Source organism: Clostridium sp. AF36-4, from assembly GCF_003435975.1.
GTDB lineage: Bacteria > Bacillota > Clostridia > Lachnospirales > Lachnospiraceae > Eubacterium_F.
In genome coordinates, this window is record NZ_QTVH01000001.1 from 1 (window position 1) to 16,807 (window position 16,807).

The 16,807-nt window shown below is 41.8% G+C and carries 18 protein-coding genes; 17 read left to right on the top strand and 1 reads right to left on the bottom strand.

Features of this window, described 5'->3' with window-relative positions; translation table 11 throughout:
• Window positions 1-104 precede the first annotated feature (104 nt).
• Window positions 105-881 (bottom strand): DeoR/GlpR family DNA-binding transcription regulator, encoded by a 777-nt coding sequence (locus DW005_RS00005; RefSeq protein ID WP_117477661.1) that lies wholly within the window; start codon window positions 879-881, stop codon window positions 105-107.
• A gap of 281 nt (window positions 882-1,162) precedes the next feature.
• Between DW005_RS00005 and DW005_RS00010 the strand changes: the two genes are divergently transcribed.
• The 17 genes from DW005_RS00010 (at window position 1,163) to DW005_RS00090 (ending at window position 16,793) form a co-directional block, all read left to right on the top strand.
• On the top strand, window positions 1,163-1,402 hold the full coding sequence (locus DW005_RS00010) for a hypothetical protein (RefSeq protein ID WP_147324403.1): 240 nt from the start codon (window positions 1,163-1,165) through the stop codon (window positions 1,400-1,402).
• Between the two features lie 21 nt (window positions 1,403-1,423).
• Complete coding sequence (locus DW005_RS00015; protein WP_117477663.1) at window positions 1,424-1,633, top strand: hypothetical protein; 210 nt, start codon at window positions 1,424-1,426, stop codon at window positions 1,631-1,633.
• A gap of 269 nt (window positions 1,634-1,902) precedes the next feature.
• Complete coding sequence (asnS, locus tag DW005_RS00020) at window positions 1,903-3,294, top strand: asparagine--tRNA ligase (RefSeq protein WP_117477664.1); 1,392 nt, start codon at window positions 1,903-1,905, stop codon at window positions 3,292-3,294.
• A 24-nt stretch (window positions 3,295-3,318) separates the two neighbouring features.
• Window positions 3,319-4,326, top strand: a complete 1,008-nt coding sequence (asnA, locus tag DW005_RS00025) for an aspartate--ammonia ligase (protein ID WP_117477665.1) — start codon at window positions 3,319-3,321, stop codon at window positions 4,324-4,326.
• Window positions 4,326-5,495, top strand: coding sequence for an iron-containing alcohol dehydrogenase (locus DW005_RS00030; RefSeq protein ID WP_117477666.1), 1,170 nt, complete (start codon window positions 4,326-4,328; stop codon window positions 5,493-5,495). Before asnA ends, DW005_RS00030 begins: the two co-directional genes overlap by 1 nt.
• A 17-nt stretch (window positions 5,496-5,512) precedes the next feature.
• Entirely contained in the window at window positions 5,513-6,280 is a 768-nt protein-coding gene (locus tag DW005_RS00035) for a sigma-70 domain-containing protein (protein WP_022378094.1), read from the top strand.
• Entirely contained in the window at window positions 6,267-7,331 is a 1,065-nt protein-coding gene (gene mutY, locus DW005_RS00040; protein WP_117477667.1) for an A/G-specific adenine glycosylase, read from the top strand. The genes DW005_RS00035 and mutY overlap by 14 nt, the downstream gene beginning before the upstream one ends.
• A gap of 212 nt (window positions 7,332-7,543) precedes the next feature.
• A complete protein-coding gene (nrdD, locus tag DW005_RS00045) occupies window positions 7,544-9,670 on the top strand; it encodes an anaerobic ribonucleoside-triphosphate reductase (RefSeq protein WP_022378092.1) in 2,127 nt (708 codons plus the stop codon).
• Window positions 9,671-9,687: 17 nt separating this feature from the next.
• Window positions 9,688-10,218, top strand: a complete 531-nt coding sequence (nrdG, locus tag DW005_RS00050) for an anaerobic ribonucleoside-triphosphate reductase activating protein (protein ID WP_117477668.1) — start codon at window positions 9,688-9,690, stop codon at window positions 10,216-10,218.
• 15 nt (window positions 10,219-10,233) lie between these two features.
• Window positions 10,234-10,680 carry a dUTP diphosphatase gene (gene dut / locus DW005_RS00055; RefSeq protein WP_117477669.1) on the top strand — a complete coding sequence of 149 codons (447 nt, stop codon included), beginning with the start codon at window positions 10,234-10,236 and terminating at the stop codon, window positions 10,678-10,680.
• 114 nt (window positions 10,681-10,794) lie between these two features.
• Window positions 10,795-12,060: a 3-isopropylmalate dehydratase large subunit gene (gene leuC, locus DW005_RS00060; RefSeq protein ID WP_022378089.1), complete on the top strand. Its 1,266-nt coding sequence runs from the start codon at window positions 10,795-10,797 to the stop codon at window positions 12,058-12,060.
• A gap of 19 nt (window positions 12,061-12,079) precedes the next feature.
• Complete coding sequence (leuD, locus tag DW005_RS00065; RefSeq protein WP_022378088.1) at window positions 12,080-12,571, top strand: 3-isopropylmalate dehydratase small subunit; 492 nt, start codon at window positions 12,080-12,082, stop codon at window positions 12,569-12,571.
• A gap of 71 nt (window positions 12,572-12,642) precedes the next feature.
• Window positions 12,643-13,002 carry a hypothetical protein gene (locus tag DW005_RS00070; RefSeq protein WP_147324404.1) on the top strand — a complete coding sequence of 120 codons (360 nt, stop codon included), beginning with the start codon at window positions 12,643-12,645 and terminating at the stop codon, window positions 13,000-13,002.
• A 16-nt stretch (window positions 13,003-13,018) separates the two neighbouring features.
• Entirely contained in the window at window positions 13,019-14,359 is a 1,341-nt protein-coding gene (locus DW005_RS00075; RefSeq protein WP_022378086.1) for an acetyl-CoA hydrolase/transferase C-terminal domain-containing protein, read from the top strand.
• 76 nt (window positions 14,360-14,435) lie between these two features.
• Entirely contained in the window at window positions 14,436-15,542 is a 1,107-nt protein-coding gene (locus tag DW005_RS00080) for an FKBP-type peptidyl-prolyl cis-trans isomerase (RefSeq protein WP_117477670.1), read from the top strand.
• Between the two features lie 14 nt (window positions 15,543-15,556).
• Window positions 15,557-16,108, top strand: coding sequence for a hypothetical protein (locus DW005_RS00085; RefSeq protein WP_022378084.1), 552 nt, complete (start codon window positions 15,557-15,559; stop codon window positions 16,106-16,108).
• A gap of 13 nt (window positions 16,109-16,121) precedes the next feature.
• Window positions 16,122-16,793 carry a response regulator transcription factor gene (locus tag DW005_RS00090; RefSeq protein ID WP_022378083.1) on the top strand — a complete coding sequence of 224 codons (672 nt, stop codon included), beginning with the start codon at window positions 16,122-16,124 and terminating at the stop codon, window positions 16,791-16,793.
• Window positions 16,794-16,807 lie beyond the last annotated feature (14 nt).

The window sequence follows — 16,807 nt, forward strand, 5'->3', positions numbered from 1 at the left end:
CCACAGGCTTATAGCCGCAGAGGAAACCACCAGCTGAGCTGGTGGTCATGATTCGAGCCCCGCCGGGGCTCGAAGTTCGAGGTCTCGGCTGCCGCCTCGGTTGACTATACTGTTAGAAGTATTTCGACACCATTTTCTTCAATTGCTTTTAAGTCTTCTTCTAATGCATCGTCATCAGTAATAAGAACATCTAAAGCGTTAATAGGACAAATGCTTATAATAGAATCTGTGCCAATTTTGCTGGTAGGGTAAAGTCCATAAACTTTTTTTGCAGACGCAAGAAGAGTGTTATACAGACATAAATTTCTGGTTCGCTGGATGGATAATCCGAAGTCAGCACTGACTCTTGCTGAGGTGATAAAAATTTTATCGAAGCGCAGCCGTTTTAACATCTCAATGGCGAAACCATCATATACGCAGCCGTTTTTGTGTAATTGGCCTCCTAAAAGAAGGATGGTGATGTTTGGATATTGGCGCAGATTATCTGCGATAGAGATGGAATTTGTTACAATGGTACAATTCAAATCATGCGGCAGATTCTGTGTCATAAGATACCCAATGCTTGCGCTAGTGATAAATATTACATCATTATCATTTATACAGGTGACTGCTTTCTTTGCAATGGCAAGATAATTTGGGTCAACTTTGGCAATGCGCTCCTTAGCTGTTAAATCACCAATGTTATATTGAGCCCCGATTGTTTCTCTTAAAATGGCGCCGCCGTGAGTTCTTTTTAGCATACCTTGTTCTTCAAGCAGACGCAGGTCACGTTTGGCAGAATCATAACTTATGCCAAACATATCTTGTATCTCCTGATTTGTGATACTTTTGTTTTTTTGCAGCATTTCCAGTATTTTTTTGTGTCTTTCTTCAATAAACATAATGGTTACCTCCTTTAATGGTTGTTGTATTGTAACTCAGATATTAGCACAATCGTTAACAAATGTCAACATAAAACGTGAATAAAGGTTAAATAACGTGAATAAACGTGGAAAACAAGATGCTTTATTGCTAGATTATGTTGTTGATAGTAGATTCTATCTACGAATTAAAAAAGTTTAGATATTTGAATGTACTCGTTTAACACTTCTTTTTATACTAAAGAAAAAAGAAAGAAGGATGCGGAATAAAGACAAAAGACCATAAGATACTTAGCCATTATTTGATGGCACAATTTAATTATCCGGTAAAAAAGAGCTTAAAGCATGCATTGATATTAGGCAGTGTTGAGCCTGACTATAACCCTTTTACCTATCTGCATGGAAGTTTAAAAACAGAAAAATTCCGCGGACATAATTTTGATAATGCACGAAAATGTATTGTGTGTTTGATTCATAAAATCGAAACAGAAGATATGAGTGAGTTAAAACGATGCTATTTGTTGAGCAAATTGATAAAATGAAAAAACGAAAGAGAAATAAAAATGAATCCGAAAAGAGTATACTGTGAACTGCTTATATGTGTTGTGGTTTTTTGCGTGATAGCAGGGATAGGGGCAGCGGTAAAGTTTGGCGGCAGACTGCCGGAATTAAAGCAACAAATGGAAACCGCTAATCTATCTGCTTTCACGGCAAGTGATTTGGCATTCCTTGGCTGTGTAATAGGAGTGTTTTGGATTCCAGTAATTCCGTAGAAAAGCTTTGTGACTCGTGGGTTTTGAGTACGTCGGTATGAGGCACTGGTATTTTCGGTGCCCATACCGCTACGTACTCAATGAGCGAAAGCACCCACGAGACGCAAAGCTTTTCTGCTGAACTACGGAAACTAAAAAATCCGCCATCCGTTTATTTAATACAAACACAAGCGGTAGCCCTTGCATTTTTTTTCATATTTTGATAAACTGTAAAATTGAGAATAGAACTAACTATATTATTGTGTTTTAGACGCAGAAATGAGGCAGATATGGAATTAATTAGTATACGCGATTTGTATCGCAACCAGGAAAAGTATGTAGAACAGACGGTTACGGTCGGAGGATGGTTAAGAAGCGTCAGAGATTCCAAAACATTTGGATTCTTAGTGGTTCATGATGGAACATTTTTTGAGCCGCTTCAGGTGGTATATTCAGATAAACTTGATAATTTTTCAACAATTTCCAAATTGAATGTAGGAGCAGCCGTGATTGTTACGGGAAAAGTAGTAGCAACACCGGGAACGAAACAGCCATTTGAGATTCAGGCAGATGAGGTTGTTGTAGAAGGTGAGTCTGCACCGGATTATCCATTGCAGAAAAAGAGACACTCCTTTGAGTATCTTCGTACGATTTCCCATCTTCGTCCGAGAACAAATACATTTCAGGCAGTGTTCCGTGTGCGTTCTTTGATTGCGTATGCGATTCATAAATTCTTCCAGGAGAGAGAATTTGTTTATGTACACACGCCATTGATTACCGGGAGTGACTGTGAAGGTGCCGGTGAAATGTTCCGTGTGACGACATTGGATATGGAAAACCTTCCGATGACAGAAGAAGGAAAAGTAGATTACACAAAGGATTTCTTCCGCAAAGAAACTAACCTTACCGTAAGTGGTCAGTTAAATGGTGAAACGTATGCGATGGCGTTTAAAAACATTTATACATTTGGACCGACATTCCGTGCAGAAAATTCAAATACGACACGCCATGCGGCAGAATTTTGGATGATTGAGCCGGAAATTGCATTTGCGGATTTGAAAGATGACATGATGTTAGCTGAGAGCATGTTGAAATATGTTATCCGCTATGTGCTTGAGAATGCACCGGAAGAGATGAAATTCTTCAATCAGTTTGTGGACAAGGGACTGATTGAGCGTCTGCGGGGAGTTGTGGATGCGGACTTTGCACATGTTACTTATACCGAAGCTATCAAACTCTTAGAAGAGCACAATGATAAATTTGAATACAAAGTAAGCTGGGGATGCGATTTGCAGACCGAGCATGAGAGATATCTTACGGAAGAAATTTTCAAACGCCCTGTTTTCGTAACGGATTATCCAAAAGAAATCAAGGCATTTTATATGAAGATGAACGACGATAATAAAACAGTTGCCGCTATGGACTGTCTGGTTCCGGGAATCGGGGAGATTATCGGAGGAAGCCAGCGTGAAGATGATTATGATAAGCTGGTTGAGAGAATGAACGAATGTGGACTGGATAAAAAAGATTATGAATTTTATCTGGATTTGCGTAAATATGGTACGGCACGCCATGCCGGATTTGGTCTCGGATTTGAGAGATGTGTTATGTACTTGACCGGTATGCAAAACATCCGTGACGTCATTCCGTTCCCACGTACTGTAAATAATTGTGACTTATAAAGATTACACTAGGAGGTTAGTAACATGAATTTAATAATTCCACAAGGCTATCAGTCAGCGTTAGATATCCGCGAGACTGAGGTAGCAATTAAAAAAGTAAAGGATTTCTTTGAAAAGGCTTTGGCTGCCAATTTAAATCTGACACGAGTTTCGGCACCGCTTTTTGTTGACCCGGATTCCGGATTGAATGACAACTTAAATGGTGTAGAGCGCCCGGTTTCTTTTGATATTTTGGAGCAGAACGGAAGGGTGGCAGAAATTGTACATTCATTAGCTAAGTGGAAACGTCATGCGTTGGGCCGTTATGGTTTTGCTCATGGAGAGGGACTTTATACAGATATGAATGCGATTCGCCGTGATGAAGAAACCGATAATGTACATTCTTTGTTTGTCGACCAGTGGGACTGGGAGCGCATTATCGACAAAGAAGAACGTAATGTAGATACTTTGAAAACTATTGTAAATAAAGTATATCAGGCATTGATGGAAACAGAAGATTATATGGCAATGCAGTATGACTACATTAAGAAATCCCTGCCTGAGCAGATTACCTTTGTGACAACACAGGAACTTGAGGACCGATATCCGGACAAGACGCCAAAAGAGCGTGAGTACGAGGCAGTAAAAGAATATGGTGCCATTTTCCTGATGCAGATTGGAGATAAGTTAGCTTCCGGAGAGCCGCATGATGGACGTGCACCGGATTATGATGACTGGTCATTAAATGGTGATATTATCGTTTATTACCCGGTTCTTGATATGGCATTTGAAATTTCTTCCATGGGAATCCGTGTGGATGAAAAGGCATTGAAGGAGCAGCTTGAAAAAGCAGGATGCCCGGAGCGCGAAAACCTTCCGTTCCAGAAAGAAATTTTGGAAAAGAAACTTCCGTATACCATCGGTGGTGGAATCGGACAGTCAAGAATTTGTATGTTTTTCCTGAAAAAAGCACATATTGGAGAAGTACAAGCATCGATTTGGCCGGATGATGTGTGGGAAGAAGCATCGAAGAAAGGACTTAATATTTTATAATGGATAATTTTACCTTTTATGCGCCGACTTATTTTGATTTTGGTAAAGGCGCCGAAAAGCATGTTGCTGATTTAATAAAAAAATTTGGTGGACATAAAGTGCTGTTTCACTATGGTGGCGGATCTATTAAAAAAAGCGGACTTTATGATACCGTGATTTCCGTATTAAAGGAAAGTGGTTTGGAATTTTGTGAACTTGGTGGTGTAAAACCAAATCCAAGAAGCGGACTTGTATACGAGGGAATTGAGTTGTGCAAGAAAGAAAAGGTTGACTTTATTCTTGCCGTCGGTGGTGGAAGTACGATTGATTCGTCTAAGGCAATTGCCGCCGGTACTTTGTATGATGGAGATTTCATGGATTTTTACCAGGGCAAGGCATCTGTTGAAAAAGCACTTCCAATCGGAACGGTATTGACGATTGCGGCAGCCGGAAGTGAGGGTTCACCAAATACTGTAATTACCGATGAAAAAACAATGGTGAAAAAGGGAACAAAAAGTGATTTGCTTCGTCCGAAGTTCTCTATTTTGAACCCGGAACTTACCTGCACCCTGCCTCCGTATCAGTCGGCAGCGGGAGCAACGGATATCATGATTCATGTTTGTGAGCGTTATTTTTCCAACACAGAGGAAGTTGAGATTACAGACCGCTTGTGTGAAGCAATTTTAAAAACAATTGTATATGAGGCACCGCGTGTCATTGAAAATCCAAATCATTATGAAGCGCGTGCAAACATTATGTGGGCAGGTATGTTAGCACATAATAATGTTTGCGGTGTCGGTCGTGTGCAGGATTGGGCAAGCCACCATATTGAGCATGAACTGTCAGCTCTTTATGACGTCACTCATGGCGCAGGACTTGCAGTAATTGCACCGCTTTGGATGCGTTATGTCTGTAAGAAAAATCCGGGTAAACTTGCTTTATTTGCAAACCGTATATTTGATGTGCCGATGAATGAGAAACATCCGGAGAAAACCGCACTCAAAGGAATTGAGGCGTTTGAAGCATTTTTGAAAAAAATCGGCATGCCGTCTTCTTTCGCAGAGATTGGTGCAAAAGAAGAGGATATCGAGCTTATGACCGATAAGCTTTTGAAGGGGCGTAAGACCGAAGGAAATTATGTGAAATTGAATCGTGATGATGTGATTGCGATTTATCGGAGTGCATTGTAAAAATTAAGGAGGCAGATATGGACCAGAGAGAATTTCTACGTCAGATGGAAGAGTTGGTAGATTTTGGACGAACGAAAGAAAATTTGCTCACCAAACAAGAAATTGCCGATTATTGCAGTGACTGGAATTTGACAGAGGAACAGATGCCATTTGTCTATGCATACCTTAAAGAACATCGGATTGAGGTAGAAGGATATCGTGCGCCGGTAGAGAAAACGGAAGAAGAGGCTGTCGAAAAAAGCGAAAAGGATTCCAAATATCTGCGCTTATATAAAGAAGAACTGTGTCAGTTAAAGCGGTACGAAGAAGAGGAACTTGTGCGTTTACTCGAACAGTTGCGAAGAGGCGAGGAAGAAGTAATTTCTTCTGTTATCGAAGCGCATCTGCACCGGGTCATGCAGTTGGCGGATAAATACCGCGGCCGTGGTGTGCCGGTGGAAGATTTGATTCAGGAAGGTAATTTGGAATTAACCGCCTGTGTTGCGATGCTCTGTGGAAATGAAGAAGTTGTGGATTATCAAAAAGCCATTGAACATGCAGTGAGAAGCCGGTTGATTGAATTAGTAGATGAAGAACTGGCAGGAACGGACAGCGTGCATGCACTGCTTGGGCGTGTGAACCTTTTGCTGGAGGCAACGAGGACATTAGCGCAGGAATACGGACGTATTGCGACAATTGAAGAACTTTCCGAATTTACCCATATGGATATCGAGGAAATTAATCAGTACGTCGATTTGTCCCACAATGAAATAGAACTGGGAAAAGGTGAAAATGAACGAAAATAAAGAATTTAAACTAGAGGCTCTCGTTGAGCCTCTTTGCTTATGGTATGAAAAGGAAAAACGCAGTATGCCGTGGCGGGATGATGCTACGCCGTATCATGTATGGCTGTCGGAGATTATGCTCCAGCAGACAAGAATAGAAGCGGCAAAAGCATATTATGACCGGTTTACAAAGTGTCTGCCGGATATTCCTTCTCTGGCAGCAGTTTCGGAGGAAGAACTTCTGAAATTGTGGGAAGGACTTGGGTATTATAACCGCGCACGCAATTTAAAGAGGGCAGCTTCTCTTTTGGTGGAGCGGTATGATGGCAGGCTGCCGGCCGATTATGATTTGCTGCTTTCACTGCCGGGAATCGGCAGATATACAGCGGGAGCGATTGCATCCATTGCTTACGGCTTAGCAGAGCCGGCGGTGGATGGCAATGTGCTTCGTGTTACGATGCGGTATTTAAATTGCGATGAAGATATTATGAAGATGTCGGTTCGGACTAAGATGGAAAAACAACTTCGTGCCATTATGCCAAAGGACTGTCCGGGCGAATTTAATCAGGCACTGATGGAACTCGGGGAAGTAATCTGCATTCCAAATGGGAAACCACTCTGTGAAGAATGTCCGCTTTCTCATTTGTGTCTTGCTCACAAAGAAGGGCGTGAGATGGAACTGCCGAAAAAGGCGGAGAAGAAAAAGCGCCGTATCGAGAAAAAGACAGTCCTTGTATTCCGGCAGGGTGACCGGATTGGAATTGTAAGACGACCAAATCAAGGGCTATTAGCCGGTATGTGGGAATTTCCATCAAAAGAAGGACATTTGACGATGCAGCAGGTGAAAGAGTATTTGTCAGAAACCGTATCCTGTGAGGTGACGGTAAAACGATTAAAGAGCGGCAAGCATATTTTCTCCCATGTGGAGTGGCATATGCGCGGTTATGAGATTATTCTTCCGGAAGGAAAACCACAAGATGTAGTGCATGGGCTTTTGCTTTGTGACTTGTCAGAGGTCCAGGAAAAATATCCGATACCGGTTGCTTTTCATATTTTCTTACACCAGATTTGAGTGTGGAATAACGTAAAATAAGGGCTTTGGATGAATTTCCGGCTCTTATTTTTATATTCCGTAAAAACACATGATATAGTGCATACTGCAAAAAAAATACAAAAGAATTACAATATATAGTAGACAATGCATACCTCATTTGGTATAATGATTCCTGTAGGAAAAATTATGAACGTTAGTATTGGTACGGATTGAAAGGAGTTGTACAAAAAGTGAGGGTAATCAAAAGGGATGGCCGAACCGTAGAATATGACCGAAACAAAATATTGATTGCAATACGGAAGGCAAATGCAGAAGTGGATACGTTTGAAAGGGTTAATGATGACATGATTGATGGCATCGTTGCCGGTATCGAGAATATGAAACGTGATACGATGCAGGTGGAAGATATTCAGGATATCATTGAGCAGAAATTAATGGCGGCAGGAAAGTTTGACCTTGCGAAAAAGTATATTATTTATCGTTATACGAGAGAACTGGTTCGTAAAGCCAATACCACAGACGATTCGATTATGAGTCTTCTCCAAAACAGCAACAAAGATGTTATGGAGGAAAATTCAAATAAAAATGCATATGTGGCAAGTACCCAGCGCGATTTGATTGCCGGAGAGGTGTCAAAAGATTTGACAAAGCGTATTCTTCTTCCGGAGAAAATCACAAAAGCGCATGAAGACGGTGTGCTTCATTTCCACGATATGGATTATTTTATTCAGCCGATTTTTAACTGCTGTCTGATTAATATTGGGGATATGCTTGATAATGGTACAGTGATGAACGGAAAACTGATTGAGAGTCCAAAGAGTTTTCAGGTTGCCTGCACGGTTATGACACAGATTATTTCAGCTGTAGCAAGCAGTCAGTACGGCGGTCAGTCGGTAGACACCAGACACCTTGGCAAATATTTGAGAAAGAGTGCGGACAAGTACCGCAAGCATTATACCGAGCGTTATGCAGGGAAAATTGCGCCGGATGTAATTGAAGAATTTGTTAAAGAACGTGTAAATGACGAACTCCGCTCCGGTGTGCAGACAATTCAGTACCAGATTAATACTTTGATGACAACGAATGGACAGTCTCCATTTGTAACACTGTTTTTAAATTTGGATCCAAAGGATGAATACATCAAAGAAAATGCGATGATTATTGAAGAGATTCTTCGTCAGCGCTTAGAGGGAATTAAAAACGAAAAAGGTGTTTATGTGACACCTGCGTTCCCGAAACTGATTTATGTATTAGATGAGCACAATGCATTAAAAGGCGGTGAGTACGATTACATTACAAAACTTGCTGTCCGCTGTTCGGCAAAGAGAATGTATCCGGATTACATATCCGCAAAGAAAATGCGTGAAAATTATGAAGGAAATGTATTTAGCTGCATGGGATGCCGCAGTTTCCTTACACCGTGGAAAGATGAAAACGGTAATTATAAATTTGAGGGACGTTTTAACCAGGGTGTTGTCAGTTTAAACCTTCCGCAGATTGGTATTTTAGCAAAAGGCGATATGGAATATTTTTGGCAGCTTTTGGAAGAAAGATTGTCGCTCTGCTTTGAAGCTTTGATGTGCCGCCACCGTGCGCTTGAGGGTGTAACCAGTGATGTCAGTCCGATTCACTGGCAGTATGGTGCGATTGCACGTCTGCAAAAAGGAGAGAAAATCGATAAATTGTTACATGGCGGTTATTCCACGATTTCTCTTGGATACATCGGTTTGTATGAAGTTACGAAACTGATGACCGGCGAGAGTCAGACAACGGAAAAGGGAAGTCAGTTTGCAAAAGCGCTGATGAACCGTCTGCGCCGTGCAACGGATACATGGAAAGAGGAAACCGGAATCCATTTTGGACTTTATGGAACACCGGCAGAAAGCCTCTGCTACCGTTTCGCTGAAATTGATAAAAAACGCTTTGGTGAGATTGAAGATGTAACGGATAAAGGATATTATACCAATTCTTACCACGTGGATGTGCGCGAGAAAATTGATGCTTTCAGTAAATTTGAATTTGAGGCACAGTTCCAAGTTATTTCTTCCGGCGGTGCGATTTCATATGTAGAGGTGCCAAATATGCAGAACAACCTGCCTGCACTGGAAGAAGTTGTTAAATATATTTATGAGCATATTCAGTATGCTGAATTTAATACAAAATCGGATTATTGTCATGTGTGCGGATATGACGGCGAGATTATTATTAATGATAATCTTGAGTGGGAATGTCCAAACTGCGGAAATAAAGACCATGACAAAATGAACGTAACAAGAAGAACCTGTGGGTATCTGGGTGAGAATTTCTGGAATGTGGGCAAAACCAAGGAGATTAATGCCCGCGTACTCCATCTGTAAAGAGGAGATGAAAGAAAATGAATTACGCAGATATTAAATACTGCGATGTAGCAAATGGTGAAGGTGTGCGTGTATCTTTGTTTGTCAGCGGATGTACGCATCACTGCAAAGAATGTTTTAATAAAGAAGCATGGGATTTCCATTATGGAAAACCTTTTACACAAAAAGAAATCGACCGGATTTTAGAGTATTTAAAACCAAATTATATTGCCGGTTTGTCCCTGCTTGGCGGTGAGCCGATGGAGCCTGTCAATCAGGAGGGGATTCTCCCATTGCTTCGCGCGGTAAAACAGACATATCCGGAGAAAAATATCTGGTGCTATACCGGTTATTTGTTTGACAAAGATGTCTTAGATAAAATGTGTAAAGAGTCGGAAGTGACAAAAGAAATTGTATCCTATCTTGATATTGTGGTTGATGGAGAGTTTATGATTGACAGAAAAAATCTGAAAATCAATTTCCGTGGTTCCGATAATCAGCGTATTATTGATGTAAAAAAGACATTAGATGCCGGAGAAATTGTTCACTGGGAACGTGAGATACAATAAATAGTGAGGAAGAAAATGAATAAAACAACAGTAAAATTTAAAAAATTAGACGAAAGAGCACAGATGCCGCATTACGGAACGGAATTTGCGGCGGGTGCGGATTTGTATGCGTGTCTGGATGCACCGCTTACCATTGCAAAAGGAGCAACGGAATTTGTCCATACCGGGATTGCGATGGAAATTCCTACAGGACTTGTCGGACTTGTGTATGCAAGAAGCGGGCTGGCGTGTAAAAAAGGACTGGCACCGGCCAATAAAGTTGGTGTGGTGGATTCCGATTACCGCGGCGAGATTATGGTAGCGCTTCACAATCATTCAAACGAAGATATAACGATTGAAAGCGGCGAGCGCGTGGCACAGATGGTGATTGCTCCTTATATTTTTGCGGAGTACGAAGAAGTATCCGAGTTAGAGGATACAGTGCGCGGTGAGGGCGGCTTTGGTTCAACCGGTACAAAATAATTAAAAAACGGTGGTTTTGTAAATTTTTAGACGGAACATAATTTACAGAACGCCGTTTTTCTGTTATGATAGTGAATGTTAAGAACTTATACACAAAGAATGGAGGAATGAACGATGGGTATGACGATGACGCAGAAAATTCTTGCGGCCCATGCAGGACTGGAGTCGGTAGTACCGGGTCAGTTGATTGAGGCAGACTTGGATTTGGTACTGGCAAATGATATTACCGGACCGGTAGCGATTCATGAAGTAGAGAAATTGAATAAAAAGACGGTGTTTGATAAGGACAAAATTGCACTTGTACCGGATCATTTTGCACCGAATAAAGATATTAAATCAGCAGAACACTGCAAATGTGTACGCGAATATGCAAAAGCACAGGGAATTACAAATTATTTTGAAGTTGGCGAGATGGGAATTGAGCATGCCCTTTTGCCGGAAAAAGGTTTGATTGTTGCCGGTGAGACATGTATTGGAGCAGATTCCCATACTTGTACATACGGTGCACTGGGTGCTTTTTCCACCGGTGTCGGAAGTACCGACATGGGTGCCGGCATGATTACCGGACAGGCATGGTTTAAAGTACCATCTGCCATTAAGGTAGAATTAAAAGGTGAGTTAAAGCCATGGGTCAGCGGTAAAGATGTAATCCTTCATCTGATTGGATTGATTGGCGTAGATGGTGCGTTGTACCGCTCTCTTGAATTTATGGGCGAGGGTGTAAAGAGCTTGTCTATGGATGATCGTTTCTCCATTGCCAATATGGCAATCGAAGCAGGTGCCAAAAATGGTATTTTCCCGGTTGATGAAAAGACGATTGCATATATGGAAGAACATTCGACAAAGAAATATACAATTTATGAGCCGGATGAAGATGCCGAGTATGATGAGACGATTACGATTGATTTGAATACGTTAGAGCCTACGGTTGCGTTCCCGCATCTGCCGGAAAACACAAAGACTGTAAAAGAAGCCGGCGAAGTAGTCATCGATCAGGTTGTCATTGGTTCCTGTACAAATGGACGAATCGAGGATATGCGTGTTGCCGCAAGCATCTTGAAGGGACGTAAAGTAAAAAAAGGAATCCGCTGCATCGTGATTCCTGCCACACAGGCGATTTACTTACAGGCAATCGAAGAAGGACTTGTGCAGACCTTTATCGAGGCAGGTGCTGTTGTCAGCACACCAACGTGTGGTCCGTGCCTTGGCGGATACATGGGTATCTTAGCAGCAGGTGAGCGTGCGGTATCCACAACAAACCGTAACTTTGTTGGACGTATGGGACATGTGGATTCAGAAGTATATTTGGCAAGTCCGGCAGTTGCCGCAGCAAGTGCCATTACCGGTAGAATCTCAGAGCCATCCGAACTTGGCTTGTAAGAAATGGAGGAAATTGATTGTGAAAGCATTAGGAAAAGTATTTAAATATGGTGACAATGTGGACACGGATGTAATTATCCCTGCCCGTTATCTGAATTCTTCGGATCCGGCAGAACTTGCTACACACTGTATGGAAGATATTGATAAAGATTTTGTAAATCAGGTAAAAAAAGGTGATATCATTGTAGCGGAGAAAAACTTTGGCTGTGGTTCTTCCCGTGAGCATGCGCCAATTGCCATTAAGGCATCGGGGGTAAGTTGTGTAATTGCAGAGACATTTGCTCGTATTTTCTACCGCAACTCCATTAACATCGGACTTCCGATTATTGAGTGTAAAGAGGCATCTGAGCGCATTGAAGCCGGTGATGAAGTGGAAATTGATTTCGACAGTGGTATCATTACAAATAAAACAAAGGGTGAGTCTTACAAAGGCCAGGCATTCCCTGAGTTTATGCAGAAAATCATCAAGGCAGAAGGTTTGATGAATTATATCAATGCCAAAGAGGCATAAAAGAAACTAGATTTTGGCAGGAGACCTTATGCGTATGTGTAAGGTCTCTTGTTGCATAGAAACGAGGGAAAATGATGAAAGTAGCAACCAGACATTTTGTCAGACCTGAATTTATGAACCATCACCAGACTTTATACGCCGGCTATATATCGGAGTGGGTGACGGAAGCTGCGATGATTGGTGTGACTGAAAAGTTAGGAACGAATGAGCACGTTGTACTTGCCGCACTGAAAGAAGTGGTGATAAAAAAAGAAGTCGTAAGTGGTATGATACTGCAATTGGATTATGAGGTATCAAAAATCGGGGTGACAAGTATTGAGATTTTGGTAGAAGGAAAGAATTTTCTGACCGGTGAGAGTCATTTGACCGGGCGTGCTGTTTTTGTGACAGTGGATGAAAATGGAAAGAAACGGCCACATGGGCTGTCATAAGAAATGAGGGGAATGGATGAAGGATTTTAGAAATGAATATAGGCAAAAACTGAGAAGTCCGGAGGAAGCGGTTGCTGTTGTGAAAGACGGTGACTGGATTGATTATACGAGTTGTCTTGGAAAGCCGATTCTTTTAGACCGGGCACTTGCCAAAAGAAGAGACGAACTTCATGATGTGAAAATCCGTGGGAATTTGATGGCGGGACCAATTGCGGTGGCAGAATGCGATGAGACGCAGGAGCATTTTGTGTATCACAGCTGGCACTGCTCGGCGTATGAGAGAAGGCTCTGCGATAAAGGGCTCTGCTATTATATTCCGATGGTTTTTCATAACAATGCTGCTTATTATGAATACTTTTTAGACGTTAATGTTGTTATGGTCAGTGTGGCTCCGATGGATAAACACGGGTATTTTAATTTTTCGGTAAATACCGGTGTTGCCGCACCGATTGCCCGCATGGCAGACATTGTGATTGTGGAAGTAAATGAAAATCTTCCGCAGGTGCGTGGCGGTTATGACGAATGTATTCATATTTCGGATGTGGATTATATTGTGGAAGGGGAGCATGAGCCTTTTGTTAATATGGAAGCACTGGAACCGACGGAAATTGACAGGCAGATTGCCAAATACCTGATTCCGCATATTGTGGATGGAGCGACGTTGCAGCTTGGGATTGGAAGTATGCCAAATGCGTTAGGAGAAATTATTGCAAAATCGGATTTGAAAGATTTGGGGATGCATACGGAACTTTGCTCGGATGCGTATTTGCAAATGTATTTGGCGGGAAAATTGACAAATCGAAAGAAAAAACTGGAGCCGGGCAAAGGTGTATTTGGCTGTGCGATTGGTTCGAATGCACTGTATGAGTGGTTGGATGATAATCCGGGAGTAGCGGCATATCCGCTTGAGTATGTGAACCGCCCAAGTGTGATCGCGCAGATTGATCATATGGTGTCGATTAACAGTTGTGTTGCCGTTGATTTATATGGGCAGGTGGCAGCAGAGAGTTCCGGAGTCAGACAGATTAGCGGAACCGGCGGACAGTTAGATTTTTTGATTGGGGCATCGGCTTCACGTGGTGGCAAGGCATTTATTTGTATGAGCAGTGTGTATGTGGACAAGGATGGACAGACTCATTCACGTGTTCGTCCGCAGTTTAATGGCGATATTATCACTTCGCCGCGCAGCCAGGTTTATTTTCTGGCAACGGAATACGGAGTTGTGAACCTTGAGGGGCGTTCGACCTGGGAACGTGCGGAAGCATTGGTGAGTATTGCACATCCGGCATTCCGCGATTATTTAATAAAAGAAGCGGAGAAAAGGAAAATTTGGAGGCGGAGCAACCGTATCCGCTAAGGGGTTACGCAAATATTCTTTCTTTCGTCACACTTTTGTGCTAGAATGACAATAGAAAAATGTACTGGAGGATATTATGAAGGCGAAGAAAAAAGCATGGATTGTAATTATTGTATTGGCAGTGATTGGGTTTTGCGTCGGTTTTTATTTTGGATATAAGGGAGAAAAAGATAAGCAGGAGCAAACGAACACACAGACAAGAACGCAGGAAAAAGAAATACGGGCACAGGGTGAAATGAAGGACGGAGAGCTAGTCGACTATACAAAAAATAATATGTTGGAACTTGGTAAATATAAGGGGAGAACGGTTACCGTTACGCCGACCGAGACGGAAGTTTATCAGGCGATTTTATTGGAGGCAGAGGACTGGAAGAAAAAGGTGGCCGATGGAGAGCGGGTAGAGAAAGGTGACTGGATTTCTCTGGATTACGAAGGCTATGTCGATGACCAGCCATCCGATGATTTGAGTGAGAGCGGTGCCGTGATTCAAGTTGGTGCAAGAAATTTGTTTAATGCGGCGTTTGAACGCGGATTGATGGGCTTGAAATTAGGAGAGACATATAATCTGAATGTGACATTTGCAGAGGATGATGCAGATCCGGACGTGGCGGGGAAAACGATTACTTTTTCCGTTGAGGTGAATGCGAAGTTTAACGATGCATATGCGAAAAAGATGTCGAAAAACAAATATCCGAACGTAAAAGCGTATTATGAATACGCAAAAGCGAAGGAAGAAAAAGAAAACAGAGAGGGAATCGGTGATACGGTATGGGAGGACTTATTAAAAGAATGTAACGTGAAAAAATATCCGGAAGGTTCCAGAAAACAGGCATATAAAGACCAAAAACGTTCGTATCAGGTGTTTGCCAAAGTAAGTGGGCAATCGTATGAAGAATTTATCGGTGCATTAGGTCAGACTGATGAAGATATTCAGTCGTCAGCTGACGATCAGGTGAAAGCGCGTATGACAGCAAAGACAATTGCCATAAAAGAGGGGCTTGCATTATCGGATGCAGATTATGAGCGCTTTCTTTTGGCGTTTTTAGAGCCGGAAGAAGAAGAGGACAAGACTTTGAAAGCAATGGAGAAAAGATATCTCGAAGAACAGAGCTGTTATCCGAGAGATGATATGCTTATTGAATTAGTAAAAGAGTATCTTGGCAAAAATTCAAAGATGAAATAAAGGCGGGGATTTCTATGGCTGAAAATTATGTAACGAACCAGTATTCTTTTGAGAGCCGTGAATCGTATGAACAGACGAAAAAAGAAGCAGAGCAGATAAAAAAACTGATTCACTCAGCGGATTTGAAAAATCCGAAAATTGCTTTGAAAATTTATAATAAATGCGTGTCGGACAAGATGTTTCATACGATGGCCGGTTATAATTTTTTGATGGAACTGCGGCATTTTATTGGGAAAAGCGGACTCGTGAGTGAGCAGTCTTTAGCGCCAATTCCAATTAAGGAAGAAAATGAGAAAAAGCCGGATGTTATTGCTCAGACATCACGAAAAGAAGCAAAGTGGAAGCGATTGTACGAAGGGCAGCAGTTACTGAATAAGAAACTGAAAATTGCCCTTTTTGCGGCAGTTGTTCTTTTGATTGGTTTTGTTGTAATAAATTTTCGATTTGAATACTCGATTTTCACATATTTTACAAATTATAAGGCTAATATGGAAGAAGAGTTGATTGACAAATATGAAAAATGGGAAGAACGTCTTCAGCAAAAAGAGGACAGTCTGAATCAGTGAAAGGAGTTTATATATGGCAGGAAATACAATTTTAGTCGTAGATGATGAACAGCGTATGAGAAAGCTGGTGCGCGATTTTTTGACAAAGCAGAATTTTCGTGTGTTAGAGGCGGCAGACGGCGAAGAAGCCGTAGATGTTTTTATGGAGAATAAGGACATTGTTCTTGTGATTTTGGACGTTATGATGCCAAAGATGGATGGCTGGGAAACCTGCAGGGAAATCCGCCAGTACTCCAAAGTGCCTATTATTATGCTGACGGCACGTGGCGGGGAAAATGACGAACTGCGTGGCTTTGAACTTGGGGTGGACGAGTATATTGCAAAGCCGTTTAGTCCAAAGATTTTAGTGGCGCGTGTAGAGGCACTGCTTCGCAGAACCAATTCGGCAAATGAGAAAAATCTCGAATATGGCGGAATTGTGTTAAACCGCTCCGCACATGAAGTTATAATTGATGGTGAGAAAGTGGATTTGAGTTACAAGGAATTTGAGCTGCTTTCCTATTTTATGGAAAACAAAGATATTGCCCTTTCACGTGAACGGATTTTGAATCACGTGTGGGACTATGATTATTTTGGTGATGCCAGAACGATTGATACCCATGTGAAGAAACTCCGCAGTAAAATGGGTGAAAAAGGAAAGTACATTAAGACAATCTGGGGTATGGGATATAAATTTGAAGTATAGGAAATGGAGTGATT